This is a genomic window from Enterococcus sp. DIV1444a (genome assembly GCF_051712125.1).
Lineage (GTDB): Bacteria > Bacillota > Bacilli > Lactobacillales > Enterococcaceae > Enterococcus > Enterococcus faecalis.
The window spans coordinates 21,651-47,172 of the sequence record NZ_JBIOOG010000003.1 but is presented as its reverse complement, the minus strand read 5'-3'; the positions used below and the strand labels follow the sequence as shown (position 1 = coordinate 47,172).

Here is a 25,522-nt window from a genome sequence, read left to right as displayed (position 1 = left end):
TTTAAAGCTCCTTTAGAATGTAAGTGTTATCAATCGTCCACGTATTCTTATCTTGTAAACTACAGGAATACAATTCGATTGTAAAGTAATATTTTAACGCAATATTTACGCAAGTACACAAATACACAAGTGCAAAAATGTATTTGTGTAAATATCTAATTTTGAATATTATCAGGTTAAACAAAATTATGTGTACATTTACACATTTGTAAAAATACACATAGCGGAAGACTTTCATTATTGATTATATTACTAATTACACAAATAAAAATGTGTAAATGTGTAAAAAAAACATTGATTATTTAAATTGCCTATTGTATAATTTAAGCATAGATATTTACACAAATGTAAATGTGTAAATTTGAAAAATTACACATAAAAAAAGGAGGAACTTTCATGATAGAGCTTATAGTAGAAGAGTTTGAACAACTAGCCAATCTATTAGAAGAAAGGTGCAGAGTAATTAGTATAGGTAACCAAAAAGGTGGTGTAGGTAAATCTTCCCTTGTTCGTTTACTTCCGTCTGTGTTAGCTTTTTCAGGTAAAAAAGTTTTACTCATAGATATGGACCCTCAAGCGAATACAACTAAAAGTATGTTCGTAACCCGAAAAAATTATTATGAAGACGAAGTTGTTGTATTTAAAAAAACATTAATGGCTGGTATCGTTGAAGGTAATCTTACTGATCTAGTTATCAACGTTTTACCTAATTTAGATTTTATTCCATCTTCATCAGATTTAGAAAGTTTCCCTACGTTTCTGTCTAAAAAGTTTGGATTAGTTGATAAAACAGACCCTGATTTTTATGAAGTGAAAGACAAAGCCTATGAATATTTCAATTCATTGATTGAATCATTAAAAGACAATTATGATTATATATTCTTTGATACGCCGCCTACGGTTTCTGATTATGTTAGAGCTGTATCATATGTTAGTGATTATATACTAATTGCATTTCAAACTCAGAGCGACAGTTTAGACGGTGCAAAAGAATTTTTAGAAGATACTTTAATACCTTTAGTAGAAAATACAAGAGCAGAGTTTGAAGTTGTAGGTATTTTGCCTAATCAAATGACTAAGAACGGTAGTATTGACACTTCATCACTTAATGATGCATATACAATTTTTGGAAAGGAAAATGTATTTGAGAATATTTTGCCTTTTAAAAAACCAATACAAAACATCCCTAGACATGGCGTTACATTAGAAGGTTATTGGAATAGTAAAATGTACATTGATACATTAATACCAATTACTAAAGAACTTGTCACAAGAATTAGTTTAATAGAAGGAGATTAGACCATGACTGAAAATAGAAAACCATCACTAATAGGAAATAGAAATAAAAATCTTTATCAGGAAACACCTAGACCAGAACAACCTTACAGTGGAGCTGAAACCATACCTAAGGATATCTTAGCTAATGAGAGGGGAACAATACGTGTGCCTCTTGATCAAAAAATAGAATTTGATGCATTGTTAGCGACTTCTGAATATCATTATACTTATGAGTTAATGGCTGAACTTGTATATGAAGCAGTCAAAAACAAGACTAAGGAAGAGAATAAAAAATATCAAGAAACGTTAGCAATGTTACGAGAGAAAGAATTGAAAAAAATAGAGAGAAAGAAAATGAAAAAATAAAAATATTCACATGTGTACTTTTGTAAATTTACACATGTGAATATTTTTATTATGAATCAATATATAGCAAGTAATAATTAGTTAAAAAATTACACAATTGTAAATGTCCACATTTACAAAAATACACATATATATCAACGACAGTAAAACTCCCTAAATAATATAGCTATCTTTCATCAATAATTTTTTTAGTTCGTCTGTGATGTTCTAAGTGTAGCAAATAATCGTCTTGCAGTTTTAGAAGGTCTGAATAGACCTGATCCATAGTCTTGCTGGCCGACAAAGAAAGAGAATAAATAAATGAGATAGGAAGTGTTTCAATTTTTTTGTTGCGAGTAATCCAAGAAGAAACAGTTCCTTGAGAGAAAGCATGTAATTCACAAAATTCTTCTACAGTAATCCCTAGTTGCTTGATAATGTATGCGTTGATAGGGTGTGGATATACAAAGGTTTTTCTAGGCATGGTGGGTAAGTTTCCTTTCTTAGATTATTAATGCGTTTGCAGTAATATTGTACTAAAAAACATGCAATAAGGGAAGGGCGTATCTGCTTCTTTTTGGTTGACCTCCTTTAAAAATATGTTATACTAAAGGTGCGAAACGACATTAAATCGTACAAATAACACAAAAAGCAATCCTACGGCGAATAGGATTGCTTTTTTTTACACTAGTTGCGACTCCTAGCGTGTGTGTTGATAGCAGCTTACTTTCGGTTATCGTCTTCCTCGTCCAACACACGAGAAATCATTTCCAGAACCAATCCTACAAAGATCGGTGCGATAACCAACGACATTAAATCTTTCACAAATAACACACCTCCAATCGAGGCGAGCTGCCGTATTAATTATATCATAGATTGAAATTCTGCCAATTCAATAATAAAACCTTCAACAATTTATCTAGCTGTTCTATGATCTTTTCTAAGCGTGTAAACTCGTTTACACCAGGAACATTTATACTTGTTTGAGTCACTCGTAACTCTGCTTGCTAGACAGCCACAGCTGCATTCTACATAAGCCACTTGGTGGACGCTGTCTCCTAGAGGAATAATGGTACCATTATAATCATATGCCTTCATTACGAAACCCCCAATCGCTAAAATACTCATCTAACTTTTTCTGCTCTTTTTTTGACAAAGTAGGGGAGACTAAACCTTGAAAAGGGTTTGAATTTACTCTTTCTTCTTGTTTTATTCTACTAGAATGACGATACATACACACAAAGTCAACTTCTTCTATACTATAGGAATCTTCACCAATTATTATTTTGTTTTCTTCCGCATATCCTCTAAAAGTTCCTATAACTGGTCTAGGAAAAGGATTGGTTTCTGAAGACACAAGTAATAAATATAATGGCTTATTTTGTTTGATTGAGCGAGAAAAATAAGAAGAAAATTCTTTTCTATTTTGCTTCATTTGGTTGTACCTAAGCCAACAGTTCCACCTGCATGGCCACCAACAAGGCTTGCTCGTGAAATTGCTGTGGCGCCTTCCATCAGTGAAGAAGCATGTATCAGTGCTTTAAACCCAAATTTCTGACGAATTTTATCAATAAGAAAATACATATCCGTTTCATGAATTTGCTCCTCCGGAACAGAAAATAAATCCAGCTGTAAATTTTTGTTCCATACAAGACGGCCATAGGATACCCCTAAATTTCGTACGTCGACCCCTGGTGCGTAATTCTCTTCAAAAAGACGCAGTACATGTTCAGTCAAGACTTTTGTATTATTACTTGGTTCTACTTTCATTTGTCTACGCCAGCCGTTTTGGCCGTATTTGTCTGTCTGACCTTTTGAGTAGCCAACAAACAAAGAGACACAGGTTGTCTGACACGATGCCATGCGTAAGCGACTAGCGACCTGGTCCGACAATTCCTTCAAAACCAATTTTATTTGTTCTTTATTTGCATAATCTTTGGGTAAAACCTGACTATTGCCAAATGATTTTTCTGTTGGCCGTCCCGCTTTTTGCCCTAAAAAACTACGATCTATGCCCCATGAGTGCGCGTACAGCTGTAGCCCCATGATACCAAAACGCTCTTTTAACATGTAAGGTTCAATGTGCGCTAGGTCATAAATGGACCGAATACCTAGCTTTTTTAAGCGAGCAGCCATGCGATTTCCTATCCCACAAAATTCTGTAAGAGGGGAGATTGGCCAAACTTTTTTTGGCACATCTTCATAGCGCCATTCAGCCACAAAGCCTGGTGCATTCTTTGCTTCATTATCCAATGCTAACTTGGCCAGCAACGGATTTTCCCCAATTCCGATTGTCACATACAATCCCATATGGTTATAAATCACACGTTGAATAATCTTGGCCAGTTTATAGGCGGTGTCACACTTAAAATAGGTCAGCGAAGCAGTCACATCAAGAAACGATTCATCGACACTGAATACAGAATGATCTTCATCAGAAACAAAGCGTTTATATAAATTGTTAATTTCTTGATTTTTCTTCATGTATAATTTCATGCGTGGAGATACAATAATTAAGTTCGGGTGGTCCGGAACTTCATTTTTCCTTGTAACATTGGAAATGCCTAATACTTTTTTTGCCATAGGGGAAGCAGCGAGTACCAAGCCACCCGAATTTTCAGAATTGCTCATGACCACAAGCATTGTCTTCAATGGATCAAGTCCACGTTCTACGCATTCCACGCTGGCATAAAAACTTTTTACGTCGATACAAAGCACATCACGACTGGGTTCTTTCGTATAATCGAACGTCAAATTCATCCAAAATCCCTTCTTTCTACTAACCCATTATACGAACTAATGTTCTCTTTAGCAACTAGTAAAATTCAGTTTTCCGTATTTTTTTACACCTGTAAACTTTTGGCATAGTTGGACTGAACGCAGAGAGGGAAACTATACAAAACGTTGAAGGCCAGTTGAGCAAAGCGAAACCAATTATTCGTCTTTTATATTCCAGCTGTATTCCTGGAACAAATAATTATTCGTATTTAAAAGGGATTTTTCCCATTATTTCCGTCTGCAGTCTATCATTTAACAATATAAATACGAACGTTCAATATATTCTTTGCATAACTACCGATCAATATTTTTGAAAACGGCTTAGAATTGCTCTCTCATCACTATAATTATCATTAATAATTGAATATAGAATAACCCCCAAAAAAAGATTTTCAGGGGTGGGGTTTTATTTACTTACTAATTTTATCGATGCAAGCTTTCCCAGTTTCATCAAGCAATGGTGTAATTCCTCCTTTAGGAGTTTCTAAATAATTCACACCAGTAACAGTATCAACTACAATTTTATAGCCTAATAGAGTTAAAGATTCACTTTCTTTTTCAACAAAACGTTTGTCTTTAAATACATGTTCCTTACATTTATGTCTGTCTAATGGTACGTTATCTGATTGTTCTATCAACTCACTATTTGAATTATCCCCGGCAACCATCATGCCTAAATTTTTATCATAATAAATATATTCTCCACCTAGTATTAAGGTTAATGGCATAAAAATCTTCCTTTCTTTAATTTTCTTACCGTCCTTTTTGTTCATTTTCTACGCACAATCAATCGATTAAACAGATTGCCTCTTATTCCAACAAGTAAATTTCAAGTGCAAATCATCCTATTTTTAAATAGGATCTGTTGTCAACTTTTTCTTAATTCTATCAAAAACCGGAAGATTTTGCTTGCAAACCAATTCCCTTTTACTAAATTAAAACAGGTTTTTATTTAGTATGAAACAGAAACCAACATTGAAGTAAATCTCATTATCCATTAAATTTATTGCAAAGACCACTAAAATATTTAAAAAATAACTATGATTTCATTCTTATTGATACACCGCCTGCAATGGGAATGATTTCGGCAAACGTTTTTAATTCTGTTGACGATGTTTTAATTCCATATCATCCTGAAGTATATTCTTTCAGAAGTATGGTTAAGTCAATAAAATCAATTAACAATTTTAAAAGAAGTAACAAAAATTTAAATATAAAAGCAGTGATTCCAGTTAAAATAAGAAAAGTCCTGACTCACGAGGCATTTTTACAGTCTGCACAAGCATTGTGTGAACAAAATAGTATATTAATGACTAATACAACAATTCCAGAATCAATAAGATATGCGGAATCTATAGGAAAATATAAATTACCTGTCACACTTATTGATGAAAAGAATAAATCCTTAATAGGATACAAACAAATTTATGCAAAATTAGCAAGGGAGTTGACCTATATTGGCTAGAACTAAGAAAATAGATGGCTTTTCATTCGAAGATATCGTCAACACTAATATCAATAACGATATTAATGATAATGTTAATGTCAATGATAATGGTAATGTTAATAATGATGTTGATGATAATTTAAAAGACAAGGAAAATTTCTTGGAAAATTTAAAACCTGAAAAAGAGAAAAAAATTAAAACATTACTCTATATTGATTCTGATATTGCCAATCATTTGGACTTCTATGGCGAGAAACTCGGAAAAAAAATGGTGGTAAAAGTAAATTTTGTAATGAATTATTTAAAAAATTTTTAGAAGATAATAGTTTATGGTCGGAAAAAATTGCTTCTAAAAAAAGAAAATAAAACAATAGCCATAAATGCACATATATTTATACGTATGTGTGTTTCATGGCTATTGTTTTTATTTCAGGAACTTAAGTGAAAAGTAACAACCAGTTATGACGGCCAGCCGTCAACCATGACATCAACTAATTTATTAGCATACGCTACAATAAATTGAGCATTTTCTTCTGTCTCAATGGGCACAAGTGTGTCGCCAATAAATTCATAGAGTGGTTGAGAAATAATTTCTTTCATTAAGTCTGTAGGTAAAGGAATCAGCCCTGGGGTTTTATCCATCAGTCTTTTTTCTTCCTCATAAAAGGCGGTCATTAAAGAAAGCTCATCTGTAACGGGATCTAAGCAGCCATAACTACAAGACAACATCCGGTCCACAACCACAGCTTCAGGCAAACCTAGTCTCAAAGCGATATACGCTCTAACAAAATATTTTTGATGGATACTTGCCAACATTGGGCAGGCATCCTGCCAGTCCAACACGATACTCTGTTCCTCATCTTCTTCATCCATGAGGCCTAGTAATACTTCTATGCCCGATTCTAATTCGTCTTTTTCAAAAATACGCTCAATAGTCATTGCTTTTAATCGTGGAATAGAAGCTAATATGTTTTCAATTAATGCTTCCCAACGAACAAGTTTTTCTTTAAAGCGTTTTACTTGGGCTTGTTGTTCTAAAGAAAGAGACGTTTGTTCCCAGAATGAAATTTGGTCTTTATAAGCTGGGACAAGCTCTTTTTCAGATAAGTACAAGCGCTCTGTTCTTAAGACTGTCTGATCATCTAATTGATAGGGAACCTTAAGAGCTGGCTGTAAAGAATCGTAGAGCTCTTCAGCAGATTCTAGTTGACTTGATAGTAGTTGATTCATCAGGGGAAAATAATCAATCGTGTATAAATTTTGATTTTCTGTCATTTGTTTCTCCAATTCTTGGAAATATTTTTTAAGACTTTATTAGAACTGCCCATGTTCTTCTTTGATTTCAACGTACTGTCCTAGGTTCATTTTGTATTTCCGATGACAGGTTGGACACTCATAGTAATTTTTTTGATAAACATTCTTTGCTAGCTCCCCGCAATCACATTCCACATAAAAAGCGATATTTCGATTAAAACTAGCTATTTCAATACCCCAACGATCATAAGATTTTCGCTTCATAAAAATTTTCCTCCTTGTACATTTTACTAACGATTATAAATACCGTTGCCATTCTTTCAACTGTTGACTAATTAACGCATAAAATTCGACTTCTGATAAAATGGTAATCTCATGACCTAACGCAATCAAGTCCCGCGCGGTTTGTTCCTTTTTTGTATAGAGAGAATCATCAAACAACGACTTAGAATACTGACCACAAACCAGGAAATTTGTTTTTGAAGTAACACTTGATTGACAATGGCCGTTTAAAGAGTGAACCAAACCGATGGCTTGGGTTCGTGTCATTTGCTGCAGCGTTCCAGTAAAAACGACCCTTTGATCCGTTAAGTCCATTTTCAAACTCTCCCTTCCCGTCTAATAGCTGCTATATCTATCAAGAAAAGTGGTGCAAGGTATTTTCATATTCTTTCACTCGTCGATAAAAGGTATTTCGTTTCACGCCCAATTGCTCCATAGCATAGACTGCAGTTATCTTTCCTGCTTTCCAGTCAGAATAGATCGCAGGAAATTCAGGAGGTAAAGCAATTTTCTTTCTGCCGAATTTTACACCCTTTCGTTTCGCAGCTTCTACGCCTTCTCTTTGCCGGCTATTAATTCGTTTCCGTTCGTCTTCGGCCATATAGCTCAGTAATTGCAGAATTAAGTCAGAGATAAGCGTCTCTAATCCATCTAGTTGCTTGTAACTAGCAGTATCTAACAGAGGCATGTCTAACACAGAAATATCAATCTGCTTTTCCTTAGTTAATTCCCGCCATTCTTCTAAAATCATTTGTTTATTTCTGCCTAGTCGATCTAATGATTGTAGATAGAGTAAATCTCCCTTTCGAAACATTCGTTTCATTAATTGATATTCAGGGCGTTTAAAATCTTTGCCGCTGGCTTTTTCAATAAAAATATATTCTTCAGGGATTCCTAATTCTTTCGCAGCAATTAGTTGTCGTTCGATCGATTGATCATAACTACTGACCCGGATATAAAAAAATTTTCTCATCATTATTATCTACCCTTTTTTCACTAAAATCGTTTCAAAAAACTTACATTAAATCAGAAACGTTTCAAATTGTATTATGTGATTATTATGCCATATATAAACAAAGAAAATCAAGGCATTTCAAAAAGTATACTTTTTGAAACGATGAGTTTACCCTTCGGATTCAGTATTGAATCTATCCTGTATAAAATTTGAACTTGACCATCCATAAATATATTTTTAAGCAGTTAAAATACTAAAAAAACAGACCTCAAGGCCTGCTTTTAAAGAAACTATTTATCCAATTTTTCTTTTACATCTTCAACAACATCTTCAACTTTGTCTTTCGCATCGGAAGCGACTTCTTTTACTTTGCCAATGGCTTGATCTAAGAAACCTTCTGCTTTTTGTTGATCATCGCCAGTCACATTTCCTGCCACTTCTTTTGCTTTTCCTTTGATTTTATCTGTCGTTCCTTTATCTGTCATAATGAATTCCTCCTGATATTTTATTTTTGTTAGTTATTTGTATCTGAAGATTCTAATTCTTTACTAGCACCTTCAATGGCTTTACTAGCTTTTGTTTTTCCTTCTTCTACTTTTTCTTTGCCTTTTTCAACTGCTTCACTGGCTTTTGTCTTTCCTGTTTCTACAGTATCACTGGCTTTATCTTTCGCTTCATCAAGCGCGCTGCTTCCTTTTTCCTTTGCCTCTTCTACTTTAGAAGAAGTAGCTGTAGAATTCTCTGTTTTCTTTTCTTTACTTCCGCCACACGCAGCTAATGAGAATACAGCTACTCCGGCAGCAATTGTCAATACAATCTTTTTCAACTTTCTTCGACCTCCGTATATCAATTTTTTATGGTACATATTAATTATAAAACAAATACATCAAAAAATATAATGGTCTAAAGTCTGATTTTTTACCTTACACACTTTATAAATCATGAGTGACATGGTATAAAGAAGTTGTAAGAAGCACAAATCACTTCTTTACAAATCTATCTCTTTTGCCAGTCGGCGGAAAACGACTGGCTATTTATCTGGTATTTCAATTGAAATAATGGTTAATCAGTGGTCGGTTGACTATTGCTCTTATTCAAACGCAGAGTTGGAATTAAGAGAGGTAATTAGAAAAGCAGAATCCCTTTTTTTTAAGGATTCTGCTTTTTGAGTGTTACTTGAGTTCACTATTTTAAACTTGCATTTTTACTGTAATAACAGTTACTTTTTTTATGGTTTTGTAACAGCAGAGATACCAGAAGGACCAATTTTCAACCATTTATTATTAAGAGCTGCATCAGACATTGCTTTCAAAACTGTTGCTGCTCCAAAGAATCCAATCGCTGCGCCCACAATAGTACCTGCACCTGGTACTATTGACATGGCTGCGGCTAATGCTCCTGCTAGTGCAGCTGGACCTACTCCTACTACAGCCGACATAATGCCTCGCTGATCGTCAGGACTCAAGAATAAATGCCAGTCTTTAATAAGAGCTCTAGGCTGAATATTGGTATTAGCACTTAAAACACCATGATTATACTGAGCAATGATATTTTTAACAAGTAATAATTCTGAATCGCTAAGCTTGAAATCATCTTTTAAAATATTATCAGTGACAGTTAACCGTAATAAATCGTTAGAGAATGTAAGCACTTTATCAAGCTTTACGAACAAGTCAATTCTCGCTTTTGCCTCTTCATTAAGAGTAAACGTATAATTCTCATTTCCAGAGATTTCTTGTTGGTCAGTAGATACATCTTCAGCATAGGCAGAAACACTAAAAACATTAGGTAACACAGAAGCGCTAATAGCAATTAATGACAAACTTGTAACTAGAAACTTTTTCAAAGCAAACATCTCCTTATAAGTTTAATATTTGTTACAAGTAAATTATATTAGTAAGAAAAAATAATTACAATTGATAACCTTAATATTAGTAAAAAAAACTGATATTTAGAACTTAAATTTTTCTATAAAACAACAAAAGAGCACGGTGTAGGAAATTCACTAAAAAAGTGGTAAACTACCATTATAAATATTAAAAATCAGTTTAGTCTATTTAAATGTGAAAGAGAGGATTTTATGAAAAACAAGACTTTAATGCTACTTTTATTGGTCATAATTTTTTTATATTTAATGGAATACTTATCACCTGACCTATTTAAGATAGGGAATACAGTGTTATTTTGGTTTGCAATCCTTTACTTTATTTATATGATAGTTAGTTTCTTTTATTACAAAAAACGAAATAAATAACAAGTTTATGCTCGAAAAGCAAAATAGATAAAAGAGTATATAAGACGTTGATATCGAGACAGGTTATGAGAAAAGAGGAGCCCTCAATTTAAAGGATTCCTCTTTTTTAGTTATTGCTTATTTTTGCAGTCTCACAAACCATCGTTTTTGAAACAGATTTATAGTACCCAATAATGCTTAATCAAATTGTCCTTTTATCGCATTCACTTTATAATATCTTGCCATCCAAGAATTGAACCAATGATTGGGTGCTTCTTGTAAATTAGCAGTCTGAAAGTGCGCATTGTAGTTATAATCTGATCGAGGTACTTTTAAAATGATTAAGGGGTTGGATCGTTCCTTCTCTATTTTTTTAAGATTATTTGTTATTTGAGCAAAAGTAATCGAATTATCCCGATATGCTGTTCTATATGAATTTAGAAAAGTGACTGAGACAACAAGACAAATGATGCCGAGCACACAAAATTTGGTTAGTTTAAGTTTTACAAAGCTATTAATGAATATTGTAACAAGATAAACAAAAGGAATAATTAAAAATATTACTGAACCAAAAAAGGCCCGAAGAGGTGTTTCTGGCGCAAGAGCAAGACTGTAGGCTGCTGCAACACTACCAATAAAAAATGAACTTACAAAGACGAAGTCTTTCATTGTAAGAATTTTTAAAATTAATAAGAGAATTAGTAAAGATAGGATACCTATTAATAATTCGATATAATTATTGAAGTAAATGCTGGTAACTTGTTTTAAGTTGGCGATAAATTTTGGTAACGTAATAATCACATTAGACCTTATCTTTGTACCAGGCGCTTCCAGTACAGATAAACTCCCGATAAATCCAGCTATTAAAGCTATCAGTTGCCATAGACGAACTTTTCTACTACGAAAACTGAAGTAGCAAAAAAAGAGGAACCAAATAATCAATGCCGCAGGGCCCGAATTTTCATTAGTAGCTCCTGCCATGAAACTTATAAAACTAGCCATCAAAATAAGAGACGGCTTGCTTTTCTTTTCAGTGTTAGTGAGAAAGAACAGTATTAGAGAGCAGTATATTATACTCATCCATAAGTAATTACACGATCCAGAAAGCCATAAAACGGTTTGACCAAAATCTGGAATAAAAAACCACAAAAGAAAAAACGTCAATATATGCAAAAAGTAGTTGAATTGGTAGCCATAATATTTTGCTCCAAGTTTATTGATAATAAAAAGTAATGCTACAAAAGCAAGACTATTTAGAATGTTAAATAGAAGCTTATCGTACTGCATAAAAAACTGAACGATAGTGTGCGCAACATATCGACCATTCCATGAAAGATAATGATTGTATTGAGAATGGATAATATCCCAAAAATTATTAATTTCTTTGGGATATTTACTTGGTAAATAGCTTTCGTAAAAAAAATGATAGGAATAGTCATCGGACGTGTAGCCTGTTTTTTGGTTAAGAAAAAAGATCGGCACGAAAAGAACAAGGCCTAAGAACACCTTGCCAAAAGGTGGGACAAGTAAAAAACTTCTAATACGACTTAAATCTATTCCAACCTTATTTATTCTAGCGCGTAGATTTTCCATAATAGTTTAGCTTTCCTCTTTTTCTAAAACGTGTGCAGCGTACAAATTGTTGATGCTATCAAACGGTAAGTTTTCCAATTCTTCATAGGTAAAATCACTGTTGCGTACTATTAATAGTATTTTCTCTTCTTTGGTCATAATTTTCATCTCACTTTCATTGATCGATTGATTTGACTTGTCCCATCTTCATAATTAAACACGACGTTTGGCTGCACGTTGTACTCGTATACGTTGAAATTAAGTGTACCTGCACTATCAACCGCTTGTAACCAATAACCTCGAGGCATTAATTCCTTTCCACGAAAAACCGTCACAATCTGATAAAGAACTTTATTTCCTTTAATTTTTTGTGCATCTCTGACCAGTTTCTCATAGGGCGTCTGCACTTTTTGATTGGAAAAAGCTGTTTGTGTCGCCAAGTTTTTGGGATTGTCTTGACTTCCATTTTCACCTATCTGAAAGTTTCCGTCAATATCAAAGTTAAAACTAGACGTATAGGCAAGCAAATGGCCGCGATTAATAATCGGTTCCCCATCGACCTTTTTTTGGTGCCAGCCTGTCGGCTTCCATACTTGACGTTCTCGCCCTTCAGAACGTCCTAAATTCTTCTTATCAAGGTAGGCCGTCACAAAGGTTGTCCGATTCAAGGGATCTAATTCCCCATAAATCACTTTGTTCTCTTTCCAGTTGTCAATGTTTAGCATTGATTGGCCATTATTCACGTTTAAAATGGCGTTTCCGCCACTTTGGAAGTCTAGTTTAGCTAATTGGTCATATTGGTCTTGGCTATACGGTGCGGTACTTGAATTGTTTGTTTTCGATACCTCTTTATGGTCTTGTTTGCCAGTAATTGCTTGCTCCGTTTCGTGTGATTGAACCTGGCTAATCCAAGAAGTGACTTCCGTTTTACTTACTACTCCAAAGCTAGCAAACAAAATAGCTAACAAGCAACTAACTAAATATTTCTGTCTTTTCGTCATCTTCATTTTCTCCTCTCATCAAAAAGTGCAGGCACTTATAAAATTAGTGTGGGCACTTTTCCAAACCAGTTTTGAAATGAGCGTTCTCTTGCATAATTAATAGATCTAATCCATGTGCCAGGACTTTACTCTCCGAAACAGCATATTTTTTTGCTAATTTCGTTAATTCAGCTTGTTGTAAAGGATTTAGAGTAACTGTTGCACGTTTGTTTTCACTTTTTACTGCCATATTAAAATACCCTTTCTGATTTTTTGATTGAAACCGTTTTTCCTTGCTTTTTATTTTGCACTATTGTATTCTGAAACTACCTTAATTAATTAGTTTATATTCACTAATTTCATTTCTATAAGCTCTTTTGAGAAGCCCTAACAATAGGGCTTCTCTCTTTTTTATTTTTATTGATTAAATCCGTGTTCAGAAATCCCGTTCAACGGAGGCTGCTGGTACGTTTGCTCTTGGATCATCTCGGGCTCTTCTACAGGAGGTTCGTAAGTTGTTGGTTCAGGCCCGTGTTGTTTTTGTTCCCGCTGTTGCACCGCTGCTTTTGATTCCAAAAATTCAAACTCTTCTACCACTAACTCGGTGACATAATGTGTAATTCCTTGTTGGTCATCATAAGAGCGGGTTTGTAGTTCACCACTTGCTCCAACCAATGCGCCTTTTTGAGTAAATTTCGCAAAAGCTTGTGCGGGTTTTCCCCATAAAACACATTGAACGAAGCTCGTTGGCACTTTTCCATCTTTGTCTGGCCGTTTGCGTTTGCAGGCAAGTGTAAAGTTTGCGACACTCTTTCCTGTGCTGGTGGTACGTAAATCTGCGCCTTTCGTTAAGCGTCCTACTGCGTGTACATTAATCATTGTTTTTCCTTCTTTCTTGTTTTTTTATATTAGTCCAAGGGCAGTTACCCACTCTTGGAGATTAATATCAATAGTTTCCTGTGTTACGTCTGAAATAATTTACAAGTTCGTTCCTTTGTATATCCCCGCAAGCTTTTAGCTTGCGGGGATATAGCTATTGTCAAATGTTTATAGGTACGTTATACTTAATTTACAAACTTATTCAATTCATAATGTAGTGCCTTGAGAAATCTTTTGTCCCCAAACAAAAGATTTCTTTTTTTGCATTTATCCTCTTTCAAGAAAAATTTTCCAGTTCCCCATTAACAATGTCCCATTCAAACCATTCAGCAAAATCTTGTGGAAAGCCATTTACAGCATACTTTGCTTGTTCTTGGGCTTCTTTTTCGTTCATCGGGTCTAAAGCAGTTGGTTTATCTAGTGGTCTAGCATAGCAACCGATGTACGTTTCAAAATCACCTTCAAAATTTCCCTCGATAACTAGTCCTCGTTGGTGTAAGTCGTTTCTTGCTTGCTCTTTTAGTTGTTCTACGCTTTTTGTTTCCACTGTTGTGTTTGTCATGATTTTTCATCCTTCCGATTTTGATTTTGGTTTTTGAACAACCATTTTTGTTAGGCGTTTGAGGAAGTGAAGCTGGACGGTCAAAGGCTCCTTTTCTCAAACGGTATAGACTGTCCCCCTTTGCTTGTTTGTTTAGATTGTTCATTTTCGCCAGTGTGTTCGTGTCGTTCGCTGTGCAGTGAAAGGACCATCGACATAAAGAAAAAACAAGGGCGAGCGTAGCTCGTTTATATACCCTTGTTTTTTCGACTGGCTATGGTACTGTAGCAATCAGTGAATGACACGTTACACACGGCAAAATGAATGATCTGAACAAGCAAAGGTCTGCGTGATACCGTCTTGAATCAGAAAAGGAGCATTTGACCGGAACGCCCTTGACCTTCACCAATTCATTGGTGTTCTTCTGAAAGAAGAAAAGCTTTTTAATCGTACTTCACATGTTCCTGTATTTCCTGCAAGCATTTCCTTAAAATTATTGCATAGTTTATTAACTCATCAAATTTTTCAACATATATTTCAGGCATAGTAATACAGTACCTATTAAAATTAACGCAGCGAATTTTTTCGAAATTTAAGTCAAAAGGTGTTCCATAGAAAATAGTCATTAACTTTTTTAAAGACAATAAGTCATTAATAAAAATAGGGACACCTTCTTTAGAAATACTATATGTTCCATCGTGATAAATAGTAATTTCTACATCTCCTAAAATACATAAGTTTTCATTATCTAGCGTTAATCGAAAGAATCTCACGATTGTTTTTGCAGGTGTAACAGGTCGCCACCAAATGGCATGCCACCGTCTTTTGCTGATAGAAATCATTTCTGTCTCGTCTTCTAGATAGCCTAATTTATTTAGCTCCTCTTCATAAGCGGGGAGCTTCTTGTTGAATTCTTTCTCTATTCTTCTCATGAAACTCACTCCCAATTAATAAATTTGTCTTCTTTCAGTAGTTTTTTCATTTGTTCTTCGAATTCATCGGCAGTAAAAATGTGCAGCCGGTCGAATAATTCTTGATGCTCTTCCCCTTCTTTTTTTATAAAAAAATATTTAAAGCGATCAAGTTCCTCTTTAATTAACGGACTAGGCGTAACATAGATAAGTCGCGCATATTTATATTTTTTAAGTTCAGCAACGTATTTCGGAAAAATCCCTTCTCGGTAACGTCGTCTCGTTTTCATTGTCAATTCAATTTCAAAAGACCAGTTCACCTCTGCTTTTTCTTTATTGCGGAAACGAAAAATAAAATCAGCGACAAAATATTTTTTTCGGTTCCGATTGTTGGCCAAGTCTTTTGTTTCAAAAACTTGTCTGCGTTCAGTCAGCACCCATTTTAGATTTGGATGGCCTCCTGCAAGTTTAAGCATTTTAATTAAGTAGTCATTAATTTGTAAATGGTGCTGCAGATTGTACTCGGGAACTTTTGGTAACGTATAGTACCCACCAATACTGCTGTGACCTGCTTGCGTTAAAAAGTAGTAAGCGTGATTGCTCTTTTTAATATTTTCGACCAAGTGATTTTCTCGTAAATATTTAAGAGTAGTATCTACGGTACGTTCGGCTGCAGTGTCAGTAATTGTTAAAAAAGAAATAAGTTGTTTTCTTGAAACAATTCTTAGCTCATGGAGTAAACACAAAATAGTCATAGTAGTTTTGTCTGATGAAGAAGCATCAAAAAAGTAATTATATAAAAGTGGATTCATAGTATCACCTCATTTCTAAAAAGGTACAAATTGGCAAAGCCTATTTGTTTTATTGGCTTGCTTTCTTTTTTAACTTAGTAAGTTCCGCCTCTTTCTTTTTAATGTTTACGGGTGCGCTTTTTAAAGGGCACGGTTTTGTTTTCCTTTTCGATTGGTCTTTAATCGAAAAGGAAAAGGAACAAATAGGCAACGCCTATTTGTATCGATAAAAAAGAAGTTCGCAACGTCGTGGAGAAGTTCTTTTTTGGGTCTTAAGTCCCCCAAGTTTTGTTGGGGGATTTAGGGGGTTGTTGCTTTGAACCAATCATCAATATTCCGCTAGTTATCAAACAGAACCACTCGTTTGGGTTTCCGGTCTTAGCGACAGTCCCCTCAAGAATTGGTGAGGGGGCGCAGGCGCAAGGGGGAGTTGTAAGTTTTCTCTTTCAAAAGAGGTTGAAAGAGAACGGAAAGAGATAGTTTTGAGACCCCATGATTGGGGTAGGGGTTGATCTTTTGAACTTCCTCTCCTCTCTCTGTTTTTCTCCTACTTTTTGTTTTCAATGTATCATCTATATTAGTTGTCCTCGGCGCTTGGTATTTTTTTCGAAGTTGCAAAATTCCTGACCATTTTCTCTCATAAGTGGGTTTTTACCCCACGTTGCGAGAAAATGGTCAGGAATTTTGCAGGCGGAGAAAGCCTTTAATACCAAGCGCCGAGGACTTCTCTTTATAAATTGTAAACTGCTACCCTTTCCGCTGGCCTTTCAGTTGGGCTTACCGCTTGGCATTCTGCTGTCCTTTCCGCTGATTTTACTGTCCTATATTTAACTACTTTACGTGCTGTTTAGTATTACTAACCTACGCTTTTCATTCAATTTCGTGTGCAATCCCCACACAAAATTGTCATCAAATGAGTATGAATGACTAACAATCTGTCGGTCAATTATACGCAAACGTGACAGAATTTTACCTGGTAATCGTCTTATTTAGACTTGTTCTCTTGTAACCATTTGAGGGCATTTCGTACATAAACTTTTTGTGGAGGAATGTCCACATCCATTGCCGTTCGATACACAATAAACTCCCCAGTACGCAATGCTTTGAGCGCATTTGGGTTTACTTTAAAGCGATCCACGTTCCGTTTTGTTCCTCTCTCGCCCGTCCAATCGGCTTTGCCAACGTCGGAATACCCGTCTTCTTGTTCAATCATACTTGTCACTTCGATGTCTTCATACGTTCCTATTGAGTTGCTCCAGTATTCGGGCTCTGTCGTTCCGTTGACCTTTCCAATGATTAATGTGTTGACATTTCCCACCAACTGTTCGTCTAATTTATCACCAAGCTTGGCAATGTCAGCCATCGTTTGCGGAGAAAAGATCGCATGAACACCCGCGCCTCGACCCTTGTTTACCATGTTAATAAATGCTTCATTTAGATAAGAAGCGGGCTCATCAAAGATGACTAATATGCCTTGTTTTTGATTTTTTCGGTACATTTCTGACGCAAAAAAGTTAATGTCTTCTACCAACATTTGGGCCAAGGTGCGAATAAACTCTTTATAGATTAATCCGTTCAGCGACACATAAACAATCTCTTTTCGACGAGCGATTCGTTGCACGTCGAGCTTATTTTTTGCACCTTTTGTGTCAAACAGTCGCCCCAACTCGCTATCAAGTAACATATTTAAATTCATCTGTAAGGCTTCTGATGTCGCATACAAATAGAACACACTGGATTTATGTTCGTACCGCATAAATAAACGCTCGAACATCGTTTGCTCTGCTTCAGACAAGTAAAAGAGGTTACGTTTGAGTAAAAAATAGAAGCTATCCAGGTCTAATGTCTCTGGATGCACAACGACAATTTCGGTTTCAACTTGTGGTTCATCACTGTCTGTTAGTTCCTCTAAAAGGACATCATCGTCAGTTTCTTTAGGGGCAGTTTCTGAGTCACTTCCCCCCATTTCATCCTCAATGGTTGATTTATCTGCTTCTTTTTTCTGTTTCTTTTTCGGTTTTTTCTCAATCTTTTTTTCTACTTCTATCTCATAAAGTGTTGGATTTTTAATGAGTATCTGCTCCCCAAAAAGTGTTAAAACGTTTCGAGGAAGTAAATATCTTTGAACATCGTGAAGCGTTCGCTCGATGTCCTCTCGGTAGCTAAACAAGTCTAATAGCTGAATCGTTACTTGTAAAAGTGCCTTAGCGGCATTAGAGTAATGGACACTTTCGGTCTCTGCAAGGCTTGCTAATTTGTCTCGTACGGAAATATCATTGCCATGCTCTACCGGGTTGTAACGCATGTCCCCATCCGCTTGGTTGTCTGTAAAGGCATGGACTTTTTTGTCATAGTAACGAGCAATAGCCTGCATAGAGTCATACGTATCTCGAGATCCCTTGCCATCAAGAAGAATTAATGGCAGATTAAACTTGGCCGCATGTTGAATGAATTGTTGTAACAAAGTCGTCTTCCCTGCCCCAGTAGTTGCGGGAATAAGGGCATGCTGATTCAGCTCTTCAATCGACAACTTATAAGGCAAACCAAACTCACTAGTTCCTAACAACAAGGTGTTTTGCAATTGTTCATATAAGAAGAAATCCGAGGTGTCTAAAGCTTTTTGGTACTGTGCTTCGTCTTCATCGGCGTAGCGTTGGGACTCCTTGAACTTATTTTTTTTACGGTTTTTGTATGCTTTTGAATTGGTTATTTTCTTACGTTCGTCTTCTTTTGAGATCACTTTCCGTTTGGCCACAAACGACGCAAACGAGACAAAAATGCTTCCCATCCCACAGCCTCCTAACGCTAAAGCAACGACCGTTTGCCAGTTAAAGACTAACGTGGTGTGCAATAAATTTAGCGGAAAGAATAAATACGTGGAGAAATATCCTCGTGGAATCCATAAAGTGAAACTTAGAAGATTAAGGACACAAAAGACAAAGGAACAGGCCATAAAAAAAGAGCTTCCTCGTTTCAGGAAGCTCTCATGGTCCATATCATACACATAGGCTGCTTGTTCTTTTTTATCGAGGAATAACACGACCACTAGGGGAATGATTCCTGCAAAAGAAAACGGGTAGAGGACCACACCAACCAGGCAAAAAGCCAGGAGGAGTTGTTGGTATTTGGTGCGTTGTGGGGGCTGATTGCCCCCTTTTAGACTGTTTCTTGGTTGAAACAAGCCATTAAAAAAGTTATTTTCGAACACGGGGTTGTTTCATTCCTTTCATCGTTTTTTCCGTTCCTGGAGAAGCGGGTTGTTTCATTTTTGAGCGACGAATAGGCACGGTTTTGGCTCCTTTTTTTGGTTTTTGTGGCCGCGCTGGTGGGGCATTTCGTTTGGCCATTCGTGTCACCGGAGAAGCGACAACTGGTTGAACAGCAGGAGTTGTTTGCGCCTTTGTTGGTGTGGCTTGTTGATCGATGACTTGTTGCACTGCCTGCATCTTTTGTCGTACAGGTGCTTGCCGATGCGTTGGACCACCCAGATTTCCAGCACTTATACGGGCGCTTGTTTGTTTATTTGTTTTAGGAGTCATTGGTTGCTGTGCAGGTTTTTGACCATTGACCTTGTGTTGACTACGTGCACCAGAGCGTTGCGCCATATTCGCCCGTGGTTTTGTTTCTGTTTTTGTTGGTTCTGCCGTAGGCGGTGTCTGTTTTTGCCCTTGGCGTCGCACAACAGAACGTTGCCCTTCTGTTCTAGCTTTACTTGATTGACCCGTTCTACGGATATTTTGGCGTAACTGGGTCCCTGATTGGTTGTCTCTAGGATCTGCTTTATCGGATGTTGCTTTTGGCGCTCCTGCTTTTAATGCTTGGTTTGCTGCCACAAGTGCCGCTGCAGTTTTTAAGTTAGCCTTATCATAAGCCTTCCGTTGGCGCTGACGGGCCAATTGTTGTTGCTCTTTGGCTTCTTGTTCTTTGCTGTTCTCATGCGACTTCTGTAACGATTGAGCCGCTCTTTCCACAGAAGTTGGGGCTTTGTGTTGCGCTTTTGGTTTCAATTCTCGACGCAGCGCACTTCGCTTGGCTTCTCGTTCTTTTGCCGGTTGCCGTTTTAAGCCAATGTCTGCGCCTTGTTTTTCCGCTTCCGCTTGTCGCTTCTTCAGCGCTTCTTGTCGTTGTTTTTTTCGTTCTTCACGGGCGGCTTTATTGGCCACTTTCCGCTCTTTGGCGTCTTCTCTCATTCTTCGGTTCGTTCCTATTGGATTGGTTGCAAAGCGCGCGGCATCAGCTAAAGAAACCCGCCCCATGAATAGATTGCCTAAGAAATGGCGGAAAAAATATAACCCTAAGGGCGTTAATAAATAAATCAGAATGGTTAAGATTTTCTGCCAGGGATTATCGACGGCATTACTTAATTGAAACCCTAAAGACAGAAACGTCGCAAAGAAGATACAGGCAAAGCCCGTCATGGCTTTCATGAAAATAGTAAAGCCAAAACCTTTAAAATAATTGGCAAAGACATTGATCCCTTGCATGAATAGCCCCGTCAACAAGATAATTGGTAATAGGGGCAATAGAAAGACTTGTAGGACAGCAATCACTAAGCGTACAAAACACAAGATAAAATACACCAGGGTCTGAATAAGATTGACAACTAAATAAAATAACCCATAAAACGTATTCCCAAAATTATTGAAATACATGATACTGCGATTATTTAGTTCATCCGCCTCTATTTCGGTGACTTTGTCATGTAATTCTGTATTCGCTTTATTGACGACATCGTTATCTAACAGAATATTAATCCGGTCGTAGTCTTTCTTTTCGTAGGTGATTGTTTTTTTGCGAATCGTTTCAGGATTTGAAGTACCGTAGTTCATTAGTAAATACGGTTCATAGACGTTTGTGTAAAAAACACGGGAAGCAATTAATTCGCCCGCACTTTTCATTCGATCCTGCACGTTTCCGTCTTTGCTTTCTGGTACACTTGTGCCACCTAAGACAGGATTGACTTTAACAAAAGCTGCTTCGATTTGTTTGTCTGCCTCAAACATCTGATTGAACAAAGAATCCGCTGATTTCGCGTCTTTACAAACAACTAATCCCGTAAAAATAAAAATAGTCATTAAAAACACTTTTAGTGCTTGGCGGAATCGTTGTTCGCCAATAAACTTAATCCCCATAACCAGCGTAACAAAGCCAATACCGATTGTTCCGGCGATGGATAACATGTTGCCAGCAATATTTGAGGTGAGTTTCTGGATCGGTGCTTTAATCGGGGTAACGACGTCCATGCTAAAGAGATATTTGACCATTTCAGCATTAAATTGTCCTAAGCCTTTTACTGCTCCCCAGGTAAAGTTTTTCATGGTGGCAGACGAATTAACCATCGCTTCTTTGATACCGGTTAATGATTCCTCTTCCATATTTTGTGTCATTAGTTCGAAAGAATTGTCTTTGTAGGTGTCATAAAGGGTGTCTACATTTGTTGTTGGTTCTCGAATGACTACTTTATTTTCATCAGGTTCAGGCGCTGCGTAACTGACCATTGATTGAGAGAAGAAAAAAAGACAACCGAAGAGCAGCACAAGCAATTTTCCTTGTTTTCTTCTCTTTTTCTTAGTCGTCTTCATGCACTTTTACCAATGTGATTGATTTTCCGCCATGATCCATCGTCAGCGTCTTGTCATCGCTTTGTTTGATGTTTCGGTAAACGGTGTCTTTTTTACGACTAACCAAGGATAGCTGCTCGTCTCCTTTAGATAGTTCATAGGTTCCTTCAGTAATGGGTACCTGTTGGCCATCTACTTTAGTAAAAGTATCATCGTCATAAAAATAGAAACAGTTCGTAGGAATTCCATTTCCCGCCTCTATTTTCCATTTTCCGCCATCAGAAACTAAGGTTTGCTTTAGATTTGATTGATGACTACAGCCACCCAAAAAAACCGCTACTAAAAGCAGTAGCGGGACTAGATATTTTTTCATTTCTTTCACATCCATTCATTGTTGATTTAAGGTATAATAAATTGTCGCCTATCCGACAGTCTTGCGACTGGAAGGAGGTGAACTGTATGATCTCAGATTTTTTATTCCCTCTTCTTGTCGGCATTTTACTTGCCCTATTCGAGTATTGGCTGAATAAGCGAAACAAGAAGTAAAACCTACTAAGGCGACATCAGCCCACAGAAAAACCCCTAGAGAATCCGACTTCTCTAGGGGTTTGGTGTACTGCATGATCTCATCTTCACCTAGTATATTAGCATGTTTTCCACCAATTATCAAATATTTTAGCTGAAAAATTAGCTCTTTTGTTCCATAGCAAGAGCTGCTTGGGTGGCTTCATCTTCTTTGTTGGTGGAAGAAATCGCCAGTAGCCAGCTGTCAAACAAGACATCGATAGCAATTGGCTGGTTTCGCCCCTCGTGATCCTGGAATAAACAGGTTCCAGCTTTTAAGTTATTCATCATCTGCAGATTCGCTTTATTGGCTTCCATCCCAAAGAAGGCCAATACTTTGGCTTGCGCTTCTTTTTGATTTGGGCGAAAAGCAAACTTATACGACAAGAGTTCTTTCTTGTCTTCGGAATCATAATCCATAAAGGCTTGGGTCACGAGATAAATATCGGTCATATTGGCACGACCTTTTCGCAAGCTATCCTCAATTAAGAATCGGCCTTGAGCAGTATCCTCGAAGCCTTTGGCCTCGTCGAATATTATGGCTGCGTCTTCGGCTTTATCTGTAGAGAAAATGTAGGTCATTTTCATAATGACTTCCATAATAGACATCCCAGCAATTTGTTCTTTCTTTAGTTTATTTGCCGCGATTTCTTCTTGTGTCGGGATTTGAAGACCTTGTGTTCCTAGTACATTAATTTGATTCTCAAAGCGAATGGGTTCACTATAATCGTTCCCTAAGAGAATTTTCCCTAGCCCGACATTATGTCCGGAGATTAATTTTGCCAGCTGTGGATCCTTTTCTCGAATTACCTCAATGACTTTGGTTAAGTGCTTCTTTCCTTTCCCTTTCATCACAGTTTCAATAGCTTCTAAAATCACGGTTTTTTTCTCACTTGCCGTATGATTATTGGTATCAACTTGCCCAAAATTTTCTAAAACCGTTTGAGCGGTTTCAATCGCTTCTTCTCTCGGTAAAAAAAGTAATGGATCAAGCATTCCTCGATACTTCTCTTCTTTTGACAGAGAAATAAAATTAATCCGGTTAAAGAGCGCTGTAAACTCAGGAATATGCCCATACTTCTCTAGGGCTTTTCGAAAAAATAATTCGGATTCATTTTTTGGGTCGACGTAAAGGATTTTTTGTCCCAAGAAGGTGAGCCACAAAAAAAGATACTTCACCAAAACGGATTTCCCTTGTCCAGGTGGGCCGATAATTAAGGTATTGCCATTGGTATGTTGGGCGCCTTTAATGGCTCGTTTGGTTAAGTTTGGGAAGAACCAAACGATTTTACTAGACATGGCTAAGGCTTGTTGAACCGATTTAAACTTTTTCACCGTAATTACTCGCCCTAAGGGTAAGCCAAAACGATTGCCCACATCTTTTTTTAAGTCCAACCCAAAATCTGCGACATAGCCTGTGGTCACTACTTGTTCATAGCTTCTAAAGGTGCAATTACTCCCAATCAGGCATTGATTGAACAAGGTTAGCTGATCCACTAATGGCCGATAAAGTTTATAGTTGGTGCTGTCTAGGACAAATTCTACTTCTTTTATGTGGTCTTCTAGCTCTTTTTTTGATTCAGCGGAAACCACAAAAGTGACAGTCAAACGACACAATCGGCGATCCTTCCTTTTGAGCGTTTCGTTTAGATCCCGCAAGCGTTCTTCACCAAAAAGAACGACTTCATCATCGTCTAAAATTCCATCTACTGACTCTTGATCTTTCTCTTGCTCAAAGAGCCGTTTGCGCATTTTATGCACTTTTCGGCGGTCGACTTGTTCGTGGTCAAAGCGAACCCGTAAATGGGTCTCGATGGTGGTCGACAAGCTATCCTGTAGGTTTTGGATAAAGGCACTGCCAAACATACTCGTAGGGACATTCACCAGCGATAAGAAAGCCAAATAATGGGTCTTTCCTAGCTGTTCTACCGTTAGGTAGCCACTATGATTTTCAATAACCCCTTCCGTCATCTCCTCCACCATTAGTTCCCGTTGGGGCAAGCGTGTATTGGCACGATGGAAGAAATAATAAAAGAGGCGCCCCATCGTTCGAGGGTCTAATCGTTCGATTTGTTTATAGTTTGCCAGATCACTGTAAAGTTGCTTTTCTGCTTTCCGGTACGTGGAAAGGAGTACGCTTTTTGGTACCCGTTGCCCCGTTGCTCGATGGACTAAACGCCCTGTTAATTCCTTGAACAATTCAAGATATTCTAAAGGATTGGCCGCTTGAATGGGCGTGGTAAAACGGACAAATAAATAGGTACTGTACTCATTCATTTGCACTTCGTCTTTTAGAATTTCTCCTGCTTGGCGAAAATAGGTCTCCCCAAGATCTGAGAAACTTCCTTTGACGAGTTTGTCAATCGTTTCTTCTATGTGTTCATCCAAATCAAAGTATTCAGGGATGTTCATGAGGTGGTATTCATAGCTATCATGCTCGAACAACCCTTTGCCATCCTCAATGTATTCTTTAAAAAAATCCAGGTCATTTAACGGAAAAACCTGATGAGCGAGTTTGTAGCCCACCCACACTTCCTGGGTAGTCGTAAAAACGAAATTTTGGGTCATGGCTTCCACTGGAAAAGCCAAGCGTGGTTCTTTTGTTTTCATTGGTAAGGGTTCACCGCCTTTGCTATAATAGGTTTAATCCGCTAACAGAATAACCCACTAACTGTTAGTGGGTTATTGTTTTATTATATTTTTAGTCTGTGCTATGCTTTTTTTGAGGTGATTCGCATGTTTCAAAAATTGTTAGCGATTCTCGTAACTGTCCTTGCGTTACTTGTCATCTTTTTGGTTCTTTTCGTTCTCTTGATTTTGTTATACCCAGAATTTTTTCAACCATTTTTCGTGTGAGGTGATGTGTTTGAAACCCTATGTCGGTGTACTTGATAAAATCCGCGTACTAAAAAATCAGCCGTTGCTGGTGCGATTTACTTTAGTAACCATTCATAGTTCCATTAGTTGCCTGGTTGCCAATCCAGAAATTGCCAATAAAATTCTGCTACTGAAAGAGAATAAATATAATGTGGCGGTAACGGGGCATTTGAATCAACGCAAACAACTAGTGGTTACGTCATTCATCATTAGAAATCCTGATGAAACGGTAAGGCAGTTAGGCTTATGAAAAAATTATGGAGCATATTGTTGA

The 25,522-nt window shown here is 36.9% G+C and carries 31 protein-coding genes; 6 read left to right on the top strand and 25 right to left on the bottom strand.

What is annotated here, in order from left to right; translation table 11 throughout:
* The first annotated feature begins 396 nt into the window (after positions 1–396).
* Both IGI87_RS14270 and IGI87_RS14265 read left to right on the top strand, forming a co-directional pair.
* Positions 397–1,299 carry an AAA family ATPase gene (locus tag IGI87_RS14270; protein WP_002382055.1) on the top strand — a complete coding sequence of 301 codons (903 nt, stop codon included), beginning with the start codon at positions 397–399 and terminating at the stop codon, positions 1,297–1,299.
* 3 nt (positions 1,300–1,302) lie between these two features.
* Entirely contained in the window at positions 1,303–1,644 is a 342-nt protein-coding gene (locus IGI87_RS14265; RefSeq protein WP_002382053.1) for a hypothetical protein, read from the top strand.
* 166 nt (positions 1,645–1,810) lie between these two features.
* Here the strand turns inward: IGI87_RS14265 and IGI87_RS14260 are convergent, their stop codons facing one another.
* The 6 genes from IGI87_RS14260 to IGI87_RS14235 form a co-directional block, all read right to left on the bottom strand.
* Entirely contained in the window at positions 1,811–2,107 is a 297-nt protein-coding gene (locus IGI87_RS14260; RefSeq protein ID WP_002393081.1) for a hypothetical protein, read from the bottom strand.
* Between the two features lie 239 nt (positions 2,108–2,346).
* Positions 2,347–2,448, bottom strand: coding sequence for a type I toxin-antitoxin system Fst family toxin (locus IGI87_RS14255; protein ID WP_154082327.1), 102 nt, complete (start codon positions 2,446–2,448; stop codon positions 2,347–2,349).
* Between the two features lie 90 nt (positions 2,449–2,538).
* The gene (locus IGI87_RS14250; RefSeq protein ID WP_033604193.1) at positions 2,539–2,751 is read right to left on the bottom strand and encodes a hypothetical protein; all 213 of its coding nucleotides are present in this window, start codon (positions 2,749–2,751) and stop codon (positions 2,539–2,541) included.
* Positions 2,708–3,058, bottom strand: coding sequence for a hypothetical protein (locus tag IGI87_RS14245; RefSeq protein ID WP_010714356.1), 351 nt, complete (start codon positions 3,056–3,058; stop codon positions 2,708–2,710). Before IGI87_RS14245 ends, IGI87_RS14250 begins: the two co-directional genes overlap by 44 nt.
* Entirely contained in the window at positions 3,055–4,383 is a 1,329-nt protein-coding gene (uvrA, locus tag IGI87_RS14240; RefSeq protein ID WP_010714355.1) for an ultraviolet resistance protein UvrA, read from the bottom strand. Before uvrA ends, IGI87_RS14245 begins: the two co-directional genes overlap by 4 nt.
* Positions 4,384–4,811: 428 nt before the next feature.
* Complete coding sequence (locus IGI87_RS14235) at positions 4,812–5,129, bottom strand: DUF6440 family protein (RefSeq protein WP_010824100.1); 318 nt, start codon at positions 5,127–5,129, stop codon at positions 4,812–4,814.
* A gap of 278 nt (positions 5,130–5,407) precedes the next feature.
* Between IGI87_RS14235 and IGI87_RS14230 the strand changes: the two genes are divergently transcribed.
* A complete protein-coding gene (locus IGI87_RS14230; RefSeq protein ID WP_025190466.1) occupies positions 5,408–5,866 on the top strand; it encodes a ParA family protein in 459 nt (152 codons plus the stop codon).
* Positions 5,859–6,164: a hypothetical protein gene (locus IGI87_RS14225; RefSeq protein ID WP_010824098.1), complete on the top strand. Its 306-nt coding sequence runs from the start codon at positions 5,859–5,861 to the stop codon at positions 6,162–6,164. Before IGI87_RS14230 ends, IGI87_RS14225 begins: the two co-directional genes overlap by 8 nt.
* Positions 6,165–6,307: 143 nt before the next feature.
* Here IGI87_RS14225 and IGI87_RS14220 read toward each other — a convergent pair whose 3' ends face one another.
* The 18 genes from IGI87_RS14220 to IGI87_RS14135 all read right to left on the bottom strand — a co-directional run bounded on the left by IGI87_RS14220 (position 6,308) and on the right by IGI87_RS14135 (position 22,180).
* On the bottom strand, positions 6,308–7,123 hold the full coding sequence (locus IGI87_RS14220; RefSeq protein WP_010824097.1) for a hypothetical protein: 816 nt from the start codon (positions 7,121–7,123) through the stop codon (positions 6,308–6,310).
* Between the two features lie 39 nt (positions 7,124–7,162).
* Positions 7,163–7,366 (bottom strand): hypothetical protein, encoded by a 204-nt coding sequence (locus tag IGI87_RS14215; RefSeq protein WP_010824096.1) that lies wholly within the window; start codon positions 7,364–7,366, stop codon positions 7,163–7,165.
* Positions 7,367–7,399: 33 nt separating this feature from the next.
* The gene (locus IGI87_RS14210) at positions 7,400–7,699 is read right to left on the bottom strand and encodes a BRCT domain-containing protein (protein ID WP_010824095.1); all 300 of its coding nucleotides are present in this window, start codon (positions 7,697–7,699) and stop codon (positions 7,400–7,402) included.
* A 40-nt stretch (positions 7,700–7,739) separates the two neighbouring features.
* On the bottom strand, positions 7,740–8,357 hold the full coding sequence (locus IGI87_RS14205; protein ID WP_025190465.1) for a recombinase family protein: 618 nt from the start codon (positions 8,355–8,357) through the stop codon (positions 7,740–7,742).
* A 272-nt stretch (positions 8,358–8,629) separates the two neighbouring features.
* Positions 8,630–8,824 (bottom strand): CsbD family protein, encoded by a 195-nt coding sequence (locus tag IGI87_RS14200; RefSeq protein ID WP_010714351.1) that lies wholly within the window; start codon positions 8,822–8,824, stop codon positions 8,630–8,632.
* Between the two features lie 29 nt (positions 8,825–8,853).
* Entirely contained in the window at positions 8,854–9,165 is a 312-nt protein-coding gene (locus tag IGI87_RS14195; protein ID WP_010714350.1) for a hypothetical protein, read from the bottom strand.
* Positions 9,166–9,567: 402 nt separating this feature from the next.
* Positions 9,568–10,185 (bottom strand): hypothetical protein, encoded by a 618-nt coding sequence (locus tag IGI87_RS14190; protein ID WP_010714349.1) that lies wholly within the window; start codon positions 10,183–10,185, stop codon positions 9,568–9,570.
* Between the two features lie 585 nt (positions 10,186–10,770).
* Entirely contained in the window at positions 10,771–12,165 is a 1,395-nt protein-coding gene (locus IGI87_RS14185; protein WP_267591450.1) for a DUF6056 family protein, read from the bottom strand.
* 6 nt (positions 12,166–12,171) lie between these two features.
* A complete protein-coding gene (locus tag IGI87_RS14180; protein WP_267591449.1) occupies positions 12,172–12,303 on the bottom strand; it encodes a hypothetical protein in 132 nt (43 codons plus the stop codon).
* A 5-nt stretch (positions 12,304–12,308) separates the two neighbouring features.
* A complete protein-coding gene (locus IGI87_RS14175; protein WP_438737532.1) occupies positions 12,309–13,145 on the bottom strand; it encodes a DNA/RNA non-specific endonuclease in 837 nt (278 codons plus the stop codon).
* 43 nt (positions 13,146–13,188) lie between these two features.
* On the bottom strand, positions 13,189–13,374 hold the full coding sequence (locus IGI87_RS14170; protein WP_141435780.1) for a hypothetical protein: 186 nt from the start codon (positions 13,372–13,374) through the stop codon (positions 13,189–13,191).
* Positions 13,375–13,541: 167 nt separating this feature from the next.
* The gene (locus tag IGI87_RS14165) at positions 13,542–14,003 is read right to left on the bottom strand and encodes a single-stranded DNA-binding protein (RefSeq protein WP_267591447.1); all 462 of its coding nucleotides are present in this window, start codon (positions 14,001–14,003) and stop codon (positions 13,542–13,544) included.
* Positions 14,004–14,280: 277 nt separating this feature from the next.
* A complete protein-coding gene (locus IGI87_RS14160; RefSeq protein WP_173962130.1) occupies positions 14,281–14,565 on the bottom strand; it encodes a hypothetical protein in 285 nt (94 codons plus the stop codon).
* Positions 14,566–14,987: 422 nt separating this feature from the next.
* Positions 14,988–15,476: a hypothetical protein gene (locus IGI87_RS14155; RefSeq protein ID WP_267591446.1), complete on the bottom strand. Its 489-nt coding sequence runs from the start codon at positions 15,474–15,476 to the stop codon at positions 14,988–14,990.
* Positions 15,477–15,481: 5 nt separating this feature from the next.
* Positions 15,482–16,267 carry a replication-relaxation family protein gene (locus IGI87_RS14150; protein ID WP_173962128.1) on the bottom strand — a complete coding sequence of 262 codons (786 nt, stop codon included), beginning with the start codon at positions 16,265–16,267 and terminating at the stop codon, positions 15,482–15,484.
* A 964-nt stretch (positions 16,268–17,231) separates the two neighbouring features.
* Complete coding sequence (locus tag IGI87_RS14145) at positions 17,232–19,454, bottom strand: TraM recognition domain-containing protein (protein WP_267591445.1); 2,223 nt, start codon at positions 19,452–19,454, stop codon at positions 17,232–17,234.
* The gene (locus IGI87_RS14140; RefSeq protein WP_267591444.1) at positions 19,441–21,828 is read right to left on the bottom strand and encodes a hypothetical protein; all 2,388 of its coding nucleotides are present in this window, start codon (positions 21,826–21,828) and stop codon (positions 19,441–19,443) included. The genes IGI87_RS14145 and IGI87_RS14140 overlap by 14 nt, the downstream gene beginning before the upstream one ends.
* A complete protein-coding gene (locus IGI87_RS14135; protein WP_142657776.1) occupies positions 21,815–22,180 on the bottom strand; it encodes a hypothetical protein in 366 nt (121 codons plus the stop codon). Before IGI87_RS14135 ends, IGI87_RS14140 begins: the two co-directional genes overlap by 14 nt.
* Positions 22,181–22,266: 86 nt before the next feature.
* On the opposite strand from IGI87_RS14135, the gene IGI87_RS14130 reads away from it, so the two are divergent.
* On the top strand, positions 22,267–22,353 hold the full coding sequence (locus IGI87_RS14130) for a type I toxin-antitoxin system Fst family toxin (RefSeq protein WP_142657794.1): 87 nt from the start codon (positions 22,267–22,269) through the stop codon (positions 22,351–22,353).
* A 141-nt stretch (positions 22,354–22,494) separates the two neighbouring features.
* On the opposite strand, the gene IGI87_RS14125 is transcribed toward IGI87_RS14130, so the two are convergent.
* Positions 22,495–24,981: an ATP-binding protein gene (locus tag IGI87_RS14125; protein ID WP_267591443.1), complete on the bottom strand. Its 2,487-nt coding sequence runs from the start codon at positions 24,979–24,981 to the stop codon at positions 22,495–22,497.
* A gap of 256 nt (positions 24,982–25,237) precedes the next feature.
* On the opposite strand from IGI87_RS14125, the gene IGI87_RS14120 reads away from it, so the two are divergent.
* A complete protein-coding gene (locus IGI87_RS14120) occupies positions 25,238–25,498 on the top strand; it encodes a hypothetical protein (RefSeq protein WP_267591442.1) in 261 nt (86 codons plus the stop codon).
* The last annotated feature ends 24 nt before the right edge of the window (positions 25,499–25,522 follow it).